Origin of the sequence: Halorubrum salipaludis (assembly GCF_002286985.1) — an archaeon.
GTDB lineage: Archaea > Halobacteriota > Halobacteria > Halobacteriales > Haloferacaceae > Halorubrum > Halorubrum salipaludis.
Genome location: NZ_NSKC01000010.1, coordinates 86,091 through 101,972, shown reverse-complemented (window position 1 = coordinate 101,972; position 15,882 = coordinate 86,091). Strand labels below are relative to the sequence as shown.

13 protein-coding genes and 1 pseudogene are annotated in these 15,882 nt (G+C 61.1%); 2 read left to right on the top strand and 12 right to left on the bottom strand.

Annotation, left to right across the window (positions count from 1 at the left end; translation table 11 throughout):
* Positions 1–143 precede the first annotated feature (143 nt).
* The gene (locus CK500_RS14735) at positions 144–386 is read right to left on the bottom strand and encodes a HalOD1 output domain-containing protein (protein ID WP_095637976.1); all 243 of its coding nucleotides are present in this window, start codon (positions 384–386) and stop codon (positions 144–146) included.
* A 121-nt stretch (positions 387–507) separates the two neighbouring features.
* Between CK500_RS14735 and CK500_RS17825 the strand changes: the two genes are divergently transcribed.
* Entirely contained in the window at positions 508–768 is a 261-nt protein-coding gene (locus tag CK500_RS17825; RefSeq protein WP_095638002.1) for a MarR family transcriptional regulator, read from the top strand.
* Positions 769–773: 5 nt separating this feature from the next.
* Here the strand turns inward: CK500_RS17825 and CK500_RS14725 are convergent.
* The 6 genes and pseudogenes from CK500_RS14725 to CK500_RS14700 form a co-directional block, all read right to left on the bottom strand.
* Positions 774–1,280 (bottom strand): annotated as a pseudogene (locus CK500_RS14725) (hypothetical protein); the annotation flags it as partial.
* Positions 1,277–1,870, bottom strand: a complete 594-nt coding sequence (locus tag CK500_RS14720) for a DUF7437 domain-containing protein (protein WP_095637975.1) — start codon at positions 1,868–1,870, stop codon at positions 1,277–1,279. The pseudogene CK500_RS14725 and the gene CK500_RS14720, both read right to left, overlap by 4 nt.
* Before the next feature lie 49 nt (positions 1,871–1,919).
* Complete coding sequence (locus CK500_RS14715; RefSeq protein WP_095637974.1) at positions 1,920–2,255, bottom strand: DUF7558 family protein; 336 nt, start codon at positions 2,253–2,255, stop codon at positions 1,920–1,922.
* Positions 2,255–2,545 (bottom strand): hypothetical protein, encoded by a 291-nt coding sequence (locus CK500_RS14710; RefSeq protein ID WP_095637973.1) that lies wholly within the window; start codon positions 2,543–2,545, stop codon positions 2,255–2,257. Before CK500_RS14710 ends, CK500_RS14715 begins: the two co-directional genes overlap by 1 nt.
* 73 nt (positions 2,546–2,618) lie before the next feature.
* Positions 2,619–3,164: a hypothetical protein gene (locus CK500_RS14705; protein WP_095637972.1), complete on the bottom strand. Its 546-nt coding sequence runs from the start codon at positions 3,162–3,164 to the stop codon at positions 2,619–2,621.
* 182 nt (positions 3,165–3,346) lie between these two features.
* A complete protein-coding gene (locus CK500_RS14700) occupies positions 3,347–3,787 on the bottom strand; it encodes a hypothetical protein (RefSeq protein WP_095637971.1) in 441 nt (146 codons plus the stop codon).
* Between the two features lie 660 nt (positions 3,788–4,447).
* Between CK500_RS14700 and CK500_RS14695 the strand changes: the two genes are divergently transcribed.
* A complete protein-coding gene (locus CK500_RS14695) occupies positions 4,448–6,220 on the top strand; it encodes a hypothetical protein (protein ID WP_095637970.1) in 1,773 nt (590 codons plus the stop codon).
* Between the two features lie 100 nt (positions 6,221–6,320).
* On the opposite strand, the gene CK500_RS14690 is transcribed toward CK500_RS14695, so the two are convergent.
* Genes CK500_RS14690 through CK500_RS14670 form a run of 5 tightly spaced genes read right to left on the bottom strand, consistent with a single transcriptional unit; the run spans position 6,321 to position 15,881 of the window.
* Complete coding sequence (locus CK500_RS14690; RefSeq protein ID WP_095637969.1) at positions 6,321–7,847, bottom strand: primase-associated protein; 1,527 nt, start codon at positions 7,845–7,847, stop codon at positions 6,321–6,323.
* A complete protein-coding gene (locus CK500_RS14685) occupies positions 7,844–8,728 on the bottom strand; it encodes a bifunctional DNA primase/polymerase (protein WP_095637968.1) in 885 nt (294 codons plus the stop codon). Before CK500_RS14685 ends, CK500_RS14690 begins: the two co-directional genes overlap by 4 nt.
* Complete coding sequence (locus CK500_RS14680; RefSeq protein WP_095637967.1) at positions 8,725–12,549, bottom strand: ATP-binding protein; 3,825 nt, start codon at positions 12,547–12,549, stop codon at positions 8,725–8,727. Before CK500_RS14680 ends, CK500_RS14685 begins: the two co-directional genes overlap by 4 nt.
* Positions 12,542–14,776 carry a VirB4 family type IV secretion system protein gene (locus CK500_RS14675; RefSeq protein WP_198951581.1) on the bottom strand — a complete coding sequence of 745 codons (2,235 nt, stop codon included), beginning with the start codon at positions 14,774–14,776 and terminating at the stop codon, positions 12,542–12,544. Before CK500_RS14675 ends, CK500_RS14680 begins: the two co-directional genes overlap by 8 nt.
* Positions 14,760–15,881, bottom strand: coding sequence for a hypothetical protein (locus CK500_RS14670; protein ID WP_095637966.1), 1,122 nt, complete (start codon positions 15,879–15,881; stop codon positions 14,760–14,762). Before CK500_RS14670 ends, CK500_RS14675 begins: the two co-directional genes overlap by 17 nt.
* Position 15,882 lies beyond the last annotated feature (1 nt).

Genomic DNA, 15,882 nt, shown 5'->3' with positions numbered 1-15,882 from the left:
CCGAGACCAATCCCTCATCTGGAATATGTAGCAGGTTCTAGATTCATAATTTGCCTGATTGAGGAACGGACGTGATTCCACGCCTCACACCAGATACAACCGGAATCGGACGGACCGGCAGCTGGCGGTTCACAGACGGCATGCTATTGGTCCTTTTCATACCCACCCTCGGGATCGATGATTTCGACACCATCCCCTGTAACTGTGAGCTGAATCCCCTCGACAGCCATGCAAACCTCGACAGCTCTACTGGATCCGCCTACCAGCTGCTCAAGTGCCCCGGCATCAATATAGTCGTACAACTGGTACTGGTCGCGGTCAACCCCATACGATTCCAAGGCCTCGATAATCTCTACGGTAAGGGTTTGTGGTGAGGACTGGTCCATCTCAATACTCGTGGAGTAGGGTGGATAGCCGTTAAAACATTGGGAGTCAACCACAGTTGCTGCTCGCTTCTTTGATTGACTTATCGCGTTCGGGATAGCATCGGCGCAACCAGAAGTGACCATGCGCTTTGACGCCGACTGGATGTCTCGCGCCGATGACCGTATTCTGGAGCATCTTTCTGAAGAAGGGCCCGACACCCCGAAGGAAATGGCTGACAGCGACCGTGTGCGTTTTTCTCGGCAACACATCAACGCCCGCTGCAAGACGCTGGTCAAATACGGTCTCGTTGTCCACCTCGGCAACGGTGTCTACGACATTACACGAGAGGGAGAACAGTACCTCGCTGGTGAACTCGACGTACGAGATTTAGAGGCGAAGTAACGTCTGCTGCCACCGGCGATCAGGTCCTCGATGAACCGGAACCCGTTCACGTACGTCACCGAGTCACCGTACCCCTCACTCGCGAGTACGGTTTCGGCCCCCTCGCCGGCCGCGATATCCGTCGTGTAGATGTACACCTCGGTCGCCGTCCCCGCGCTGAGGTGTTGGGCAGCCAGGGCCGCGAGGGCGGCGTCGGCACGCTCGACCTCGTCGGCAGGGCGGTCGTCGGCGTTCGCGATGTACCGCTGGACGCCATCCATCACCCGCGAGACGACCGACTCGGAGAACTCCAACGGTGACGCAACCGTCGCCCAGCCCTCGTCGATCGCGGTGTCGATGGGTGGAGCCTCGACGTCGGACTCGTCGACGGTCAGCTCCTCGTACACCCGTTCGGGCAGGACGAAGGTGACGTCGTTCCGGCGAGCGAATCGCCGAACAGCCTTGTACCGGCTGTTCGACGGCTGTCCCATCGCGACGAACAGGCCGGTGTCGGCGATGTGGAGCCGGCTCACGCGTCGTCAGCCGCGTCGCCGACGTCCAACTCGTCGAGTCCTGCCCCTCCCTCCTCGATGTCGTAGTGTTCGTGAACGACGGGCCGGAGCGCCTGCAAGATCATCTCCGCAGCCAGCGGCGAGATGTCCAGATCCTCAGCCATCAGCCGGTGGGTCACCTCGCCGCGTTCACGGGCGACGGCGTAGGTGAGCGCGGTCGCGAGGCCGGCGACGCCGTGGCGGTCGATGTAGGTGTCGATGTCGGCGTCCGTCTCGCGGCGGCCAACGGCGTCGATCAGCGCCGGCGTGATCGTGTACTCGCGGTCGCCGGCAGCCGTCGTCACGGTCAGGTCGATCTCCCGAGCAGCGTACCGGCGTGGCTGCTCGTCGTCGGTGACGTCGACGACGCCGGCGTCGACGAGCCGGTTGACGTAGCTGTAGGCGGTCCCCTGGGCGAGCTCGAGGTCGTCCATCACGTCCTGGACGGTTGCCTCGCCCTCCCGAGCAAGGTACGCGTACAGCTGGGCGAGCTGTGGCTCCTCGAGGAGGTCCGCGACCGAGAGGAAGTCCTGGACGATGTCGCCGTCGGCGCGGTTTGAGGTGCGTGACACGATTCCTTCTTGATTACAGTTTACAGCGAATCAGTAAAGAGTGTTGGGGTCACTCCGCCGGCGCCGCGACGAGATGCTCCTCGAGGTCTCGCGTCCAGTACGTCGCGAGCCCACCCGGACTACAGCGGGCGCACAACTGCAACGGGCCTTCCAGATGCCCGAGTTCCACCCGGAACCGCGTGAGTGCCGCGAGCGTGTCGACGACCAGCCCACAGCCGTCACAGGCGACGTGATCGCGCTCGTCGGGATCCGGCCGCGTCTGAATCGCACAGTCGACACAGATCGGATGGGTGACCCGTTCGTCCTGCCCCCAGGTATGGGCCTCGCCAGTCTCGGTGCCGGGCGGGGCGTCGCAGAAGGCACAACCAGTGAGCGTCTGCTGCATCACTCGCCCTCCCCGTCGGCGTCGCGGCCGGCCGTCCAGCCACGGTGGAAGACGGCCAGCTGTGTCATCGAGTCGAACGTGGTACCGCTCGGCTCGTGAACCAGAACTTGGTCTTCAGGAACCGGAGTGACGACGTCCGCGTCGACGAGGTCGCTGACCAGGCGCTGGGCCGTCGTGTCGTCGATGTCCGCCGTGTCGACGCTGGTGGCGTCGCGGTCCTGGGCGAGCTGTTCTTTCTCGAACCGTTCGTAGTCGCGACTCGTGTCGTCGTGCGGATCGGGACCAGGCATGGTGAGTCACGCAGCGCACACTGTCGCGCGCTGCACGCCTTCCGGCGCCGATAAACAGTCAAGACGGACAGCTTCAGTCCGGTCTGGGGTCGCGATAGCCGATGACGGCGACGTCGTCGATGAACAGGACGCCCTTCATGAAGTCGAGCTTTGTCAGGCTATGCTGGTAGAGGTTATGCCGGCCGAGATAGTTCACCGGCACCACCAGACAGCCGAACTCGATCTTCGGCCGGCCGTCCTTCTGGGTGCGGTACCCCTTTTGGAACTTCAGGAGGTCGTCGCTGACGTTCTTCCGCTCGCTCTTCTCGACCTCGATGGCGATGCGGGCGTCGGCGTCGTAGAGGTCGACGCTGTAGTTAAACCCCTGATGCGACCAGAGCTTGCAGTTCGGGTTGTAGCCGCCGGTGGCGTCCCCTTCGTACTCGTACTGCGAGAGCCCGTCGGCGATCGCGGCATCGAACCCACCGACCTCTGTGTGTTTCGTCGAGCCGTCGAAGACGCTTGCTGGGACGGCCTCGACAGCCGACCGAATCGACGCCAACGAATCATCCGGAAACGCCTCGGACGAGGTTTGGGTACGGCGCTCGCTCAGTTTGGTGAGCTCCTCGACGACGACCATACTCGCTCTCGACGAATAGTGGCCCGATAAAACCCGTCGCGACGGCCATTCGAGCCGACCGGTCGCCAGGATTCACTCACTCGAGGAGTCGGGCGGTGGGTGGGGGCGAGGGAGTGGATCCAGCCCCAGCGTTAACCAACACTGTGCCGGTATCGGTTCGGCGTGTTGGTTAAGGCTAGCTGCTACGGCGTTCGGAGCTCTCGAACTGGCTTCACGACGAAGGTGTCTGGCTCGCTGGCTGCTCTCTCACCTGCCCCCTCTGCCGGCGTTGAGACCGACCGCGTGAGCTGGGTGATGAGCTCGTCGCGAACGGTTCGTCGAGGGACAGTGGTCTCGTGCCAGCCAAGCCGGTCGTCGAAGTGCCGTTTCTGGAACTGCTCGCCGACGTCGTCGGCGGCGACGTACTGCGTCCGCGTCGACCGCCCGAACTGGCGGGAGACGAAGACGGCGCCCACAGCCTCGTGTGTGAGCTCGACGAGGGCACACTCCACGAGGGCGACGACCGACGCGTGATCCCGGTCGGTCGGAACCGCCATCTCGAGGTCCGCCCACGGCGCCTCATCGTCGGAGGTAGTTCCTGCATGATCCGCTGCTCGTTCCCTGCTGCGTTGTTCCGAAGCCATCGTCTATCGGGGGCACGTGATGCGCCCCGCCACCCCCTCGCGGGGGCAACAGACCCCACCGAAACGCACCCTGTCAACCAATGCGCTAAATCTGATAATTCCGTAATTCCGCTACCCCTGTGATGGGCCCCTCGGCCTGAGAGAGCCGGCGGCCTTCGCACACTGCATATCGCCTCTTTCTTTGGACGAAAACCGCGATATGCAAGACAATATGACGCCCTCAAATCGAAGAAGAACCCCGTCGGGCCGATTTGAGGCGGTAGAAGATACCTCGACGAGTTCCGGAGTAATGCCGTAATCTCAAAAATTGCTCGACGGCAGGGTAACGAAGGTGATTACGGCCGTATCTGGATAACTTGGAACCGTTGCTTCACCTGGACTGAACCTCTCAAGACCCTCCGACTCGGCACTTCGAATTGTGGAATATCCCCGATTCCCTCGATTTCGGCCGTGTTAGACGCTGACAATTGCTCGACGGGGTTATAGTGGATCTGTTTCTACTATCTAGGAAATTCTTATAATTCATCTGTTTTGATGGGTTTCAGCTGACGTGCTGAACACGGGGCGCGTATCTTGCTTGATGTTCCATCTGATTGTCGCTGGATAGACGGCTGTGCAAATACTTACAGTTAATAAACCTCGAGAACCACTCCCTGGAAAATGGCGGAATTATTTATATTCACACTTTTCGCCACCATTGTCGCCATCTACAGCGTTCTACCGCGTTATCGACAGCTCCGAGTTACCTATACACTCTGGAACAAACCTTTTGCAGCCCTTCTCACAGCTCTCGGACTGACCGTTCTAGCGAGCTACGCCAGAAGCATCTACTTACAGAACACCGACAATACCACACTTTGGAGCCTGACTACCTCTTACACACAATCCCCTATCGAAATCACTGCTCTCGAAATCGAATTCATCCAGTTAGCTGCGGCCATCACGATCATGGGCATATTCCTCGGAGTCTTCCTAAGCAAAAGCGTGCGTATTCGCAACGAACAAATGCTCTTATCCACACTTCGAGACCTCTACAACCGGGGCGAATACGCTACGCTCGTGGAAGTGCTTCGGGACAACTATACACCCCTTATCGACCACCCGAAGAAACCCACTCCACCGAGTGAACAACAATGGCGAGACATCGATATTACAGTCACACACACCCTTATCGAGACTGAAGAAGAAGCAGAAGAACTCGATGACTCTTCGCCTTTGATCAAATATGTAGAGGAAGATAACGCAGAGCAAACTGCTCGTGAGCGTGTACGAGACAGCTTTGAACTGAAGCGTCGGCAAGCAACATACTACCTCGCAGCGCTACGGTACCGGCTTGCAGACTCGGCAGAAGGCGCCTCCAGTTACACAGAAACTCTGCTGTTGGACCCTGAATTCGGCGCTAAACACCCAATTCTTGACCCTGGGCTCGGGATTGACATCATCTTAGACACCGACCTCGACGGGTTTCGGCGTCGAGACGTTACGCACCAGTACCTCACAACGCTCCTTCGAGAAGAAAACAGCTTGCTGTATCAAGAAATCTCGAATAATATGTCGATGGACGGGATCTACCGATATCGAGTTGATCCCGATAATCGGTTGTTGCATGCGTTGTTCTCGGATTGCTCTCGTGCTGAGGAATTAGATGCGTACAAGCCGGTCGGGGATACGGCCAAAGAGATGCTGCGCGATCAGGGAACGAAGGACTACGATAAGTACAACGCTCAGCGGTTGACATCCGTGAATCGCTCGAAGGACTACGTGTTTAACGACCCGCTCTTCATCGCCATCAGTTTCTTTGATATTATGGTGCGTGAGGCGTTCTACCAGCGAATTGACTGGCATATGTGGTTGTATTATTACGAATCGATGACGCGCCTAATGTGCGAGAACTACGAGAATACGGAGGAAACTGATCCAGATAGCGAATGGCCGAACGACTACTCCCGATTAATGTATGAGATGATCAGTAACATGGGAGATTTACTCCGGATTATGGAGCGGCTGGTTAAAAACGACGAGTATGATGTGAAGGATGAGGATGGTGACTTTGACGAATTCATAGCGCTAGAATCGTATCGGCGAGATCGAGGTGGAACCATTCCTAAGTCGGCAGTAGAGATTATGTTGTCGTGTCACCAAGAGATTCTGACGACTGAAGAGATTCCACACCAGTTCAAGAAGTATATCACGGAAATCCTATTCACGAGGTGTAGCGACTTGAGAGAGTATGAAGAGGGATCATTGCCGTGGAAGTATAGTGAGTTCATGTTACGGTGTCTGGAGGCGATGATTGAGGGGCGCTCTGGGCCGGAATATCACCGGGAGCTAGAGTTAGTGTACAACGATGGAGTTCGTCACGAAATTGTTGCAAAGGGGGCTACTGGTGGGTGGATTGTGGATGAATTGGACGAGCTGATCCAATCGTCATAAGTTGTTGCTGAGGGTAGTGTTTCTATCATCGACTGTATGATTATAGGACTATACCGGTGCGAAGCCAACGATAGACTGCTGCCATATCCCACTCTCTGAATCAGAATTGCTCAGTGGGGCCGGCGGACTCCTCCTCAACCTGCTCGTACATCTCATCCGGGAACGGGAGGCTGCCCCAGATCGAGTAGGGACACTGGTCCTGGCCGATACAGTAGCGCTGTAGATCGTCGTTATCGCAGTTCATCGGCAACGGCGTGTCGCCGTCGATCGTGTTCGAGAATTCGTAACGAACCTGGTACTCGGTCTCCTGCTCGTCGTACCACGGCCACCGGGAGAAGACGTCCTTGAGGTCCGCGACGATCTCGTCGAGGCTGCTGTCTTGGTAATGCGGCAGCCACATCACCATCCGCGCGAAGTTATAGAGGTCCTTCCGGACGGGCTTCTTCTCGTGTAGTCGCTCCTCCATATTCACCATACAGGGGAGTTCGAAGAGGTCCTCGATCTCTCGCACTTCGATCTGTTCGGCGCCGGTTCCGGCTCGCCCGATTCGGTACGTATTGACGCGCCCGTCGCGGTCGATGGTGACGGCCGAGTGGGACTCGTGGTCGGCCAGCGTCTTCGCGAGACTGCTCGGACTCGATATCCAGTCTGTTACTGAGGATTCCCAGTCATCCTCGGCATCGTACGCCGTAACCGCTCGATAGAGCTCTTTCGCCGTGTGGAACTCACCCTTTTGCGCCACGTCATTGGGCGCGTCACTCAGGGCCCGCCGGAGGACGCGAATCGTCCGTTCTCCACGGTCCCAGTTCCGCCAGATTCGCTCGTGATGGCCGGTCTCGAGGAAGCGGTCGATCCGCTCCGTAATCGCCGACTCGTTCGTGGTCAGCCACGATAGCTGGTCGTCGGAGAGTCCGTCTTCTTGCAGCCGCAGGAGCTTCTTGAATGCCCGCTCAGCGTAGTCCCGATACTTGCTGTCGAAATCACCGACCGGGACGTACAGGTTGTTGTCCTTCACTCGCGTCAGTATCTCCCCGCCATCGTCACTCCCCGTCGATGACTCGCCCTCCGCTCGAACGAGACATTTGCGTGACGCCGCCGCCATCGGGATTTCGAGGTAGAGGCAATCCCCGAATTCTGGCATCTCTGTGATGCCCGTACAGACCCGACCCGGATGCGGGCCATCTTCACCGGGCTCCTTGCTGTACAGCACATCGGCGATGTCCTGTTGGAGCGACCCATCCCCGTGGGCCCGGATGAGGGAGGCGAGATTGTTGACGTACAGCTCTCGGATGTCGTAGAGCACCTGGATGTTCCGGGGCGACGCGTGCTCGAACTTCGGGTGCTCTTTCACACAGATCGCACTTAGGGTCGCGAGCACAGCGAGCGTCCCCGGTTCGTCGACGAACGGCTCATCAGCGGCGTCGGCACGAACCTGCTCTTTGAACGCCGCCGTCCCGAACCGCTCGACGTCGTTCACGAGGTCCTCGGGTTGGTCCTCGCCGTCGACGACGTATCGATTGTACCCACGCGTAAACAGCTGGTTGATGCGGGTCTCACCGTACTCCAGTGGGAGTGCCGCAACTCGATACGCCATGTCCTCGTCGTCGGTGGGCGTACTCGGACTCATTCGTCGATCACCTCCGGTGTCGCCGACCGAACGTCGAACGCCGGGCTCTCGATGGGTTGAACGATGCTACAGACGTCGGCGTGAAGTGAATAGGGCAAGCGGGCGACCCGCCGGCGGTCAGCGGTCACGACGGGGTCGATCGGGATGTCGTACGTCTCGAGGAGAAGGTCGTTCAACACCTCGCGACTCTGCTCGTCGTATCGGTGCGCCGGATCGGTATCCAGTAGGTAGACGTGGACACCCTGCCCGCTGTAGACGACCATCGTTTCCTCGGCGTCGAAATCGTCCTCGAAGATATCCCTCAGCTCGAACCCGTACTCGATGGCGCGGTCGACATCTTCGAAGGCGTACGGATACCCCTCGGGAGCGGCGTCGAGGATGCCCGCAGCGTCGAGGAGCGCATCGTCGTCCCGATCGTCGACATCCGCTGAGACCATCTCGTCCGCTCGGGCCCGGGCGATCTCTTTCGCGTCGATGTCAACGAGGAGGACCCAGGGTCGTTCCCAGTGATCCAGCGCGTAGTAGACGGCGTCGGGCCGTGGGTCCGGTTGCTCCAGCACCTCCGGATCAGCGAGTGCGAACTCGCTCCGCCCCAGCGGGTCGTTACGAGCGGGGTGCCGAATGAACTCAACGACGTCCTCGAAGTCGTCGAACTCGGGCGTCGTTCGGTCCCCCGACGCATCTGTTTGCCACGTATCCCGGCGGATGAAGTCCTTGTCCGGCACCTCGTCTTTGCGTACCGGGTGGGACTCGCGGAAGGCGACGGCGTACTGTTTCGGGCCGTTCGCCGTGATGAATTCCGGCAGGTCATCCAGATAGCGGGGGAACTCCTCGGCGTAGTAGGCGTAAATCTCCTCGCGGGTCGCCTGTCGCCAAGTCATTGGTTGAAGTCTTGATCGAGATTTTTGAAGCCCCGAACGGTGGTCAGCCCCGCAGCATCGAACTCGTCGACGGCGTTTCTGATGGTCGCAAACGACCGTGCCGCCCGCCCGCTGACCCGCTCGTCGATTCGGTCCGCGTCGGCAAGGCTATCCAGTACGTCGAGCGCCGTCTCGCGATTGTTGAAGGCCCAGATCGCGTCAGCATCCACCGCGCTGAGTTTGTCGTAATCCTCGACTGGGGCGTGCCGGTTGTTACTCGCGAGTTCTGCTTCGCCGGCCCAGACGAGATCGCCGTCCTCGTCGAAGCCGGCCACGTCCAGTACGGTGCCGTCGTCGGTTTCGTAGTACGGGTCCACGCGAACGACGTTGCCCTGCTGGTGGAACCACAGTTCGAGGAGCCGGACGCCAACCTTGTGTGGCGTTTTCTCGCCGAGATCGCCCGCTCCTGGTCCCGCCTTCAATTCTCTCCCGAGGAGGTCTCGACCGTCGGGGAGGACGGTGTAGTACTTGCGCCCCGCCGCGGAGTCCGCTTCTAGGAGGTCCTGCTCCGTGAGCCGCTCTATATGGAGGTCGTCGTATTCGTCCCGGAGCTGGCTCATCCTGTCCAGTAGCGTGTACTCGTCGTCCTCCCGGTTCATCACGTCGAGGACCCGATTCAGGAACCGGACATCGTCACGGCTGAGCCCGCGTTGTCGGAGTTCGTCATCGGGGACGGGTACGCTGCTTTCCTGGACGGGCGTTGCCCCGTTCTCCGGCTGCGCTGCTTGGTCACCAGCTGGGTCCTCGTCCGTTTCGGTGGCCTGCCCGAACAGGGAGCTCATCCCTGACTCGTCTGCATCTGGGTCGCTGTCCGTCTCGGTCGGCGTGGTCGACGTCGATGCGTCCTCGGTCGTCGATTTGCTGATGAACGCGGATTGCGTCGGGTCCGTTCCTGAGTCGCCGTCGGTAGCCGAGCCCGTCGTCTCGGCCCCCGAACTCCCCCAGCCAGTCTCTTCCGGAGCAGTGCTCGACCCAGTCGGCTCTGTTAGCCCGTGCTGGGCCTGTGTCCGCTCGACCATCCGTGGCCGGGACACGGACTCGAAATGGTCTTCTTGGGGCTCTGTGAGCGGCTGGTCGCTTTCTGGATGCCCCGGCGCAATCGGGAGGGGCTTCAACGAAAACGGCGGCGGACCAGTCTCCCCGAAGGACGGGCTCGGGAGCTGCGCGATCCACTCGCCGCTCGGAAGCGTGTTGATCCGGTTGCGGAGTTCGGTCGGGCTGAGGTCCTCGTGGGCAAGCGACTCCGCGAGGTCGCGCTCGATCGAGATGTTGCCGATGAGCTTCGTCTTGATGTTGTTCAGCACCTCGTCGTAGGCCCGCTCGTTCCGGTTCCGCACCTGTTCGGGGAACTGCATCACGAGTCCCATACTCAGCCCGAACGATCGGCCCTGCGGCAGTAGCTGCTCGGAGACGAGCTTCGTCGACGCGACCGGCGCCGCCTCCTCGATGATGAGGTTCGTGAGCTTCTCGTAGTCGGTCTGACCGTCGCGACGGCGCACCTGCACGGCGTCCCAGAGGTTGCTCAACAGCAGGAGTGTGATCGCTCGCTGTGCCTCCGGCCGAAGGTCGCCGAGGTCGAAGATGATGGTCGCGTCTTCATCGAGGAACTCGCGGAAGTCGAAGCGGTTGTCGACGTACTCGCCGGCGTCGTTCTGCTCAGGGACGTGGCTGAAGATTCGCCGGAGATGCGCGTCCTCTTTGAGCTTGTCGAGGCGGTTCCCGACGGCGTCCATCGACACCTGGAACTGGTGGTTGTCCTTCGCGAAGTGGCGCGTCAGCGATTCCTCGATGTTCTGGTTGTCCGCTGAGACCGGGGGAATCGTCTGGTCGCGCTGCATCCGGAGGGCGGCGGCGAAGAGGTCGTCCAGCCCGAACACGTCGCTCCCGTACTCCTCGTCGAACAGCGCCTTGATTAGGTAACTCAGGATCTCGTTCGCGACGAACGCCTGCCCGTACTGCTCGCGGCCCATAATCATCCGGAGGATGTCGTGGAAATGGTCGACCTTGTCCTGAATCGCGTCCTCACGGTTGCGACCAGCCTCGAGCGCGGGCCGGATGTCGAAGAACGAGAACGCGGGAATCGTCTCCGGGACGCGGAAGTGGTAGACGTCGTCCAAACCACCGAATCGTTCGTAGTGGCAGCGCAGGTAGTTCTCACACATCCCGTCGCCCTTCGGGTCGACGAGGACGACGGGGCCACCAGTCGTCTCGCGGAGCGAGAGGGCGTCGTTGATGATGGCCTTCGACTTCCCGCCACCAGTCGACGCGAACCGCCCGTAATGCGTCGGCAACAGGTCCGGCGGGATCCGAATGGGGTCCGGCCGTGGCTCACCGTTCTCGTCGAGCGCGTAGCCGATGGCCATCCCGTCTTGGAACTGCTGGATCAGATCCGGATTGGGCCACGGGAGCGGGTTCCGACTCTGTTGTTCGGCTCTGGTTCCCCGCGTCCCTTCGACGGTCAACTGTTCGGAGGAGGGGACGAGGACGAAGTTCGCGAGCTCCGTCCCACAGAGGACCAGCTCGGGGCGGGTCTTCCCCCGGCCCGTCGTCAACTCGCGATTGAGGAGGCGCTGGAGAGCGGCCCGTGCCTTCTTCTCCTTGGTTTTCTCACGGAAGCCGCTGTCTCGGAGGCGTTGTCCCTCGACCTCGTAGAACGGCCCATCAAGCGGGTCGAACACGGGGAGGAGCGAGTCCATCCGGCCATCGAGGTCGTCGTGGGTATCGTCGGTGGGGACGCCGACGGCCCGGATGTTGACCGTGAACGACCGTTTGGCGTTCTTCGCGTCGATGTACTCGATGCGCTTCTCGACGGCCTCGCTGAGCTGCCGGTCGTCCTGGTCGCTCCGCTGCTCCTCGACCTCAAGTAACGACCCGACGACCTCCTGGAAGAATGTGTCGCGGCCGTCGACGAGGTCCTCTTTCCGCACCTCCGCATCGGACTGCCAGCTGGCACGCCGTTGGAAAACCACCTGGAAGGCGGTCGGCGCCCTCGCCTCCATCAGATGGTCGATCAGCGACGCCAGCGCCGCGCCGGGTTCGTCGACGGACGAGAGATCGCCGCTCGTTTCCTCTGTCGTGAACGGCGTCAGCGAGGTCATCCAGTCCTGCTTCCGCGACGCGGCGCCACACCACCGGACACCGAGCGGCGAGACAGCGTTTTGTGCCGGGCGAGCTAGAATCGTTCCCGCTGGTGTCATCGTCGGCTTCTCGATGGCCCGTTGCTCTTCCTCGTCGTCTGGAAGTGCATCGGGCGGTGCTAGTTCAAGGGCTGAGTCCCCGACAGTCACGTGATGATCGGGGACTCTCGTGGCTGCCGTACCGCCGTCGACAACGGGGTCTGCTTCGGCTGACTCGGAGTCCCTTGATTCCTCGTCGACGATGTCGTACTGTTCTGCCGGGCCAAACTCGTACTGCAGCCGCCCGGCCTCGTAGTGGTCGACGAATTCCTGCGGTGTGAACTCGACTGGCTGAATGAGCCGGGCAGCGACGTCGACGTCGACGCGCTCGATGTCGAACGTGGCTGGATAGATGGAACGGAGGCGCTTCTCGAGCGTATCGAGGTGCGCATCGGCCCCGTAGAAGAACTCTACCGGGTCGTCCGGGCCATCACTGATCGCGAGGAACTCGAATCGGGGTGGTGTCTCACTGTGGAGCGGGTTCAGCTTCGCCCCGAGGCCCGACGAGCCGGGCGTGGTCAGCTTGTGGAGACTGTCGAGGACGCGGGAGATGCTCTCCGGGTCAAGTCGCTCGGATGTCGGCGTGACGCGCAAGTACTCAGCCATCGTTGGTCTCCTCCGTTGACCCGCCGTCTGGCTCAGCTTCGACGGCGTCTGATTCCTCGTTCAGTTCGCTCGTTTCGTTCGTTCCGTTCGTTGCTCGATGCTCGAGCTCTTCCTGGAACTCCTCCATCTCGGTATCGACGGCTTCGTCGCCGGCGCCGGGCAGTGAGGATCGGACCTGTGAGGTCGGGTCGAAGTCGATGACCTGCTTCTCCTTGGGCATCGCTTTGACCTGGATGCCGCGCCACTCGCCGTCGACGCCCACGAGTGCCTCGGAGAAGCCGGCGTCCTCGTTGCCCGGCACGGCATCTTGGACGAACCGCATCTGTGCGTAGTTCAGGCCGAACTCGTCGGCCCACTCCTCGTCCATCCCGTCGAGGCGGTGGAACTGCTTGACCGCACACTGGTCCAGAATGGCCTCGCTCTCGGCGTGCTCGAAGAACTCGTCGACCGTCTGGGTGACCAGACGGATCGAGAGGTCGTGATGCCGGTGGTGGCGGAACACTGTCTCGAGGAACGCCAGACTCGCGGCGTCCTGCATAATGTAACGCGCCTCGTCGATGTAGAACACGACCTCCTTCTCCGAGACTTTCGCCCGCTCATACACCAGCGAGATCAGCAGCTGCATCGTCAGCGCCGTGCTGCTGTCGACGCTGCCTTCCTGCTGGGCGAGATCGAGGTAGATCACCTTCTCGTCGCGGATGTCGAAGTCCGATTCTTGGCCGAGGTTGGCGTGCCGACCGTCGTTCTCGAAGGGGCGGAGCTGGTCGAGGAGCCACGTTGCGTCCTCCTTGATCTTCCCCGCCTCCTCGTCGGACCGGACGACGAACTCCTCGGGGTCGTCAACCATGTCCTCGAAGACGTCCATCATATCCCGAATCGTCGGGCTCGGATTGTCGTGCGTGGAGATATCGTCGGTGATTCCGTTACGCTTGTACGCTCGCTTGAGCGCGAGTTCCAGCGTCGTCCGGCGGTCGCCCAGCGAGATGCCGCGGAGCGCGAAGAAGTTCGTCAGGAAGCTCATCGCGTCGTCGAGCTTCTCGTTGAACGGGCTGGCGTCCTCGCCCATCGCGCGCTGGACGTGCTCGGGCGTCTCTCGAATCTCCAGGGGATTGAGGCCGAGCGTCCCGCCGACCGTGATGCGTTTGGCGTCGAGGGCTTCGGCGACGCCGGCCCAGTTGTTCAACGGCTCGAGGATGATGCCGATGCGGTCCTTGCTCTGCTCGATGGAGCGAATGAAGTTCTGCTTCGAACTGAACGACTTCCCCGACCCCGTGTCACCGACGGTGAACATCGCGTACCCGTTGTCCCGCGCGAACGGGTCGATGACGACCGGGCTCTGGTTGTCCTTGTGGATCCCGAACTCGACGCCGCCCTCCTCGAGGATCGTCGCGTTGTGCGGCGAGGACAGCAACGCGCCGACGGCGCCGCCGAGCGCAATCGACGTCCGCCCGAACTCGTTGTCACCGATGGGTGCGGCGGACTGAAGGGCGAGATCCTGCCGGCAGATCGCCGTCTTCGGCGTGAGGTTCGCCGGGTCGTCGCGGAGCGCGCTCTTGACCTTCTGGACGGCGTCGCGGAGGTCCTCCTTCTCGTCGGCCCGGACCGTGATGAACATCCCCTGGTCGAAGACGTTCGCGCCATTCTCGACGGCCTTGTACGTCGCTGCGGCCTCGTTGGCGCGTTCCTGTAGGTAGGCACTCCGCACGCTCTGTTCAAGGTCAGCGTCCACCTGAAGGTCGTCAGCGATATCCTGCAGTTCGTTCCGCGCCCGCTCCTGGTTCTTCGGCGTGATGTGGGCCGTCAAATCGAACTGCACGTCCGTCATCTCGAAGAGCTCGGAGAGGTAGCCGTCGTTGGGGTAGTCCGGGTAGTCAGCGATGTACAGCGTCGTCGTCCACTGCTCGCCGACCCGTGCCGCGCGCGTCTCCCACTCAATCGCCGCCGGCGCGGTCACCGTTTTGTGTGACTCGGCGATGTCGTCGAGAAGTTGGCGTTCGGCCGCGCCCTGTTCGATGGTCTCCTCGTCGAGGAGATCCGAGAACTCGACCTCTTCCTCGTCGTCTTCGGTGTACCAGTCCCAGAGGAATTTCCCGCCGATCCCGACTAGTACCGCGAGCAGGATGTAGAGAGCCGCACCTTCAGCTGAGGTCGGATTCGTGAGCCACTTCGTGAGCTGGCCAACGGCTCTGCTGCCCGTCTGGAGGACGAGGTTACGCATCGTGGTCATCCTCCCGGCGCGAGTGGCCGATGATGGATTGTTCGCGAACGACGCTCTCTGCGTCGTCGTACCCGTGTTCGCGGCCGTTCCAGAAGTCCATATTCAACACGAAGAGTTCGACCGTGCTGAGCCGGCGTGCGGACCACCCGGACGCCTGCTGGATGAACTCCGACCGCACATCGTTGACCCGGCTATCCAGCTTCTCGAACATCTGTGCGCGGCGCTCGACGTCCGTGAGGTCCTCGCGGCGGGTCACGAACGGGTTGAACAGGAACCCGATCACGGGGAACTGCGTCAGCTTCTCGGCGGGCGTGCCCTCGTCGCGGAAGCGGTCGTACACTTCTATCGGGCTGACTTCAACGCCGATGTAGTACCGGACCTGCTGGATGCCCCGGTCACGCATCTCCTTCGGCCGTGTCTCCCGGTACTCTTCGAGGAGTTCCCGGAAAATCGGGTTCTCCGTGACGTCTTCGTCAGTGAGGCGCTCCTCGATGGTCTCGGTGATCTGCTCCACCGGAAATGAACGGGTTGTGGCGTGGAGTTTGAGCTTCGAGTCCAGTTCTTTGTTGGCGAACTCTTCGCCAGCGTCTTGGAGCTGCGCCCAGTCGTCGGACATCGCGAAATCCATGTTGGCCGGATCGATCTCGATGAACGCCTCCATCGCGCCGTCTTCACGCTGGATGGCACCAGCGCCCGGCCACGCCCGCTTGATGTTCGTGAGGTCCTGTGTCCGTTCGTCCGGCTTGAACGGCGTGTAGTTCGCGAGTCCGCCTTCATTACGCTCTGACTCGTTGGTACTCGTGTCGGCGTCGGCGGGTGCACTAAACGTGACCTGCGGCCGTTTGAGGTACCGATAGACGTCTTTGGTCCACGTCCAGGCGTTCAGGTGGGTTGGTGAGACGTAGATGACGGCAACGCCAAAGCCAAGCCCGCCAGCGACGAACGGGAGGGCCAGTGATTCGATCCCGGTGAGGCCAGCGATAAACAGCCCAATAATGGGGAAGGCGATGAGCATGCCGACGTCCCCTTCCTCGATATTGAGATACGGGATGCGACTCTCCTCGCCGAACTGATCCATGATGCGCCGTGCGGCCGCGTCTTGATCTGCTGACATT

Coding starts and splice junctions, on each gene's coding strand:
- CK500_RS14700 (WP_095637971.1), bottom strand. CDS start 3,787: ATGGCTTCGGAACAACGCAGCAGGGAACGAGCAGCGGATCATGCAGGA.
- CK500_RS14705 (WP_095637972.1), bottom strand. CDS start 3,164: ATGGTCGTCGTCGAGGAGCTCACCAAACTGAGCGAGCGCCGTACCCAA.
- CK500_RS14675 (WP_198951581.1), bottom strand. CDS start 14,776: ATGACCACGATGCGTAACCTCGTCCTCCAGACGGGCAGCAGAGCCGTT.
- CK500_RS14670 (WP_095637966.1), bottom strand. CDS start 15,881: ATGTCAGCAGATCAAGACGCGGCCGCACGGCGCATCATGGATCAGTTC.
- CK500_RS14715 (WP_095637974.1), bottom strand. CDS start 2,255: ATGCAGCAGACGCTCACTGGTTGTGCCTTCTGCGACGCCCCGCCCGGC.
- CK500_RS14690 (WP_095637969.1), bottom strand. CDS start 7,847: ATGAGTCCGAGTACGCCCACCGACGACGAGGACATGGCGTATCGAGTT.
- CK500_RS14695 (WP_095637970.1), top strand. CDS start 4,448: ATGGCGGAATTATTTATATTCACACTTTTCGCCACCATTGTCGCCATC.
- CK500_RS14710 (WP_095637973.1), bottom strand. CDS start 2,545: ATGCCTGGTCCCGATCCGCACGACGACACGAGTCGCGACTACGAACGG.
- CK500_RS14685 (WP_095637968.1), bottom strand. CDS start 8,728: ATGACTTGGCGACAGGCGACCCGCGAGGAGATTTACGCCTACTACGCC.
- CK500_RS17825 (WP_095638002.1), top strand. CDS start 508: ATGCGCTTTGACGCCGACTGGATGTCTCGCGCCGATGACCGTATTCTG.
- CK500_RS14735 (WP_095637976.1), bottom strand. CDS start 386: ATGGACCAGTCCTCACCACAAACCCTTACCGTAGAGATTATCGAGGCC.
- CK500_RS14680 (WP_095637967.1), bottom strand. CDS start 12,549: ATGGCTGAGTACTTGCGCGTCACGCCGACATCCGAGCGACTTGACCCG.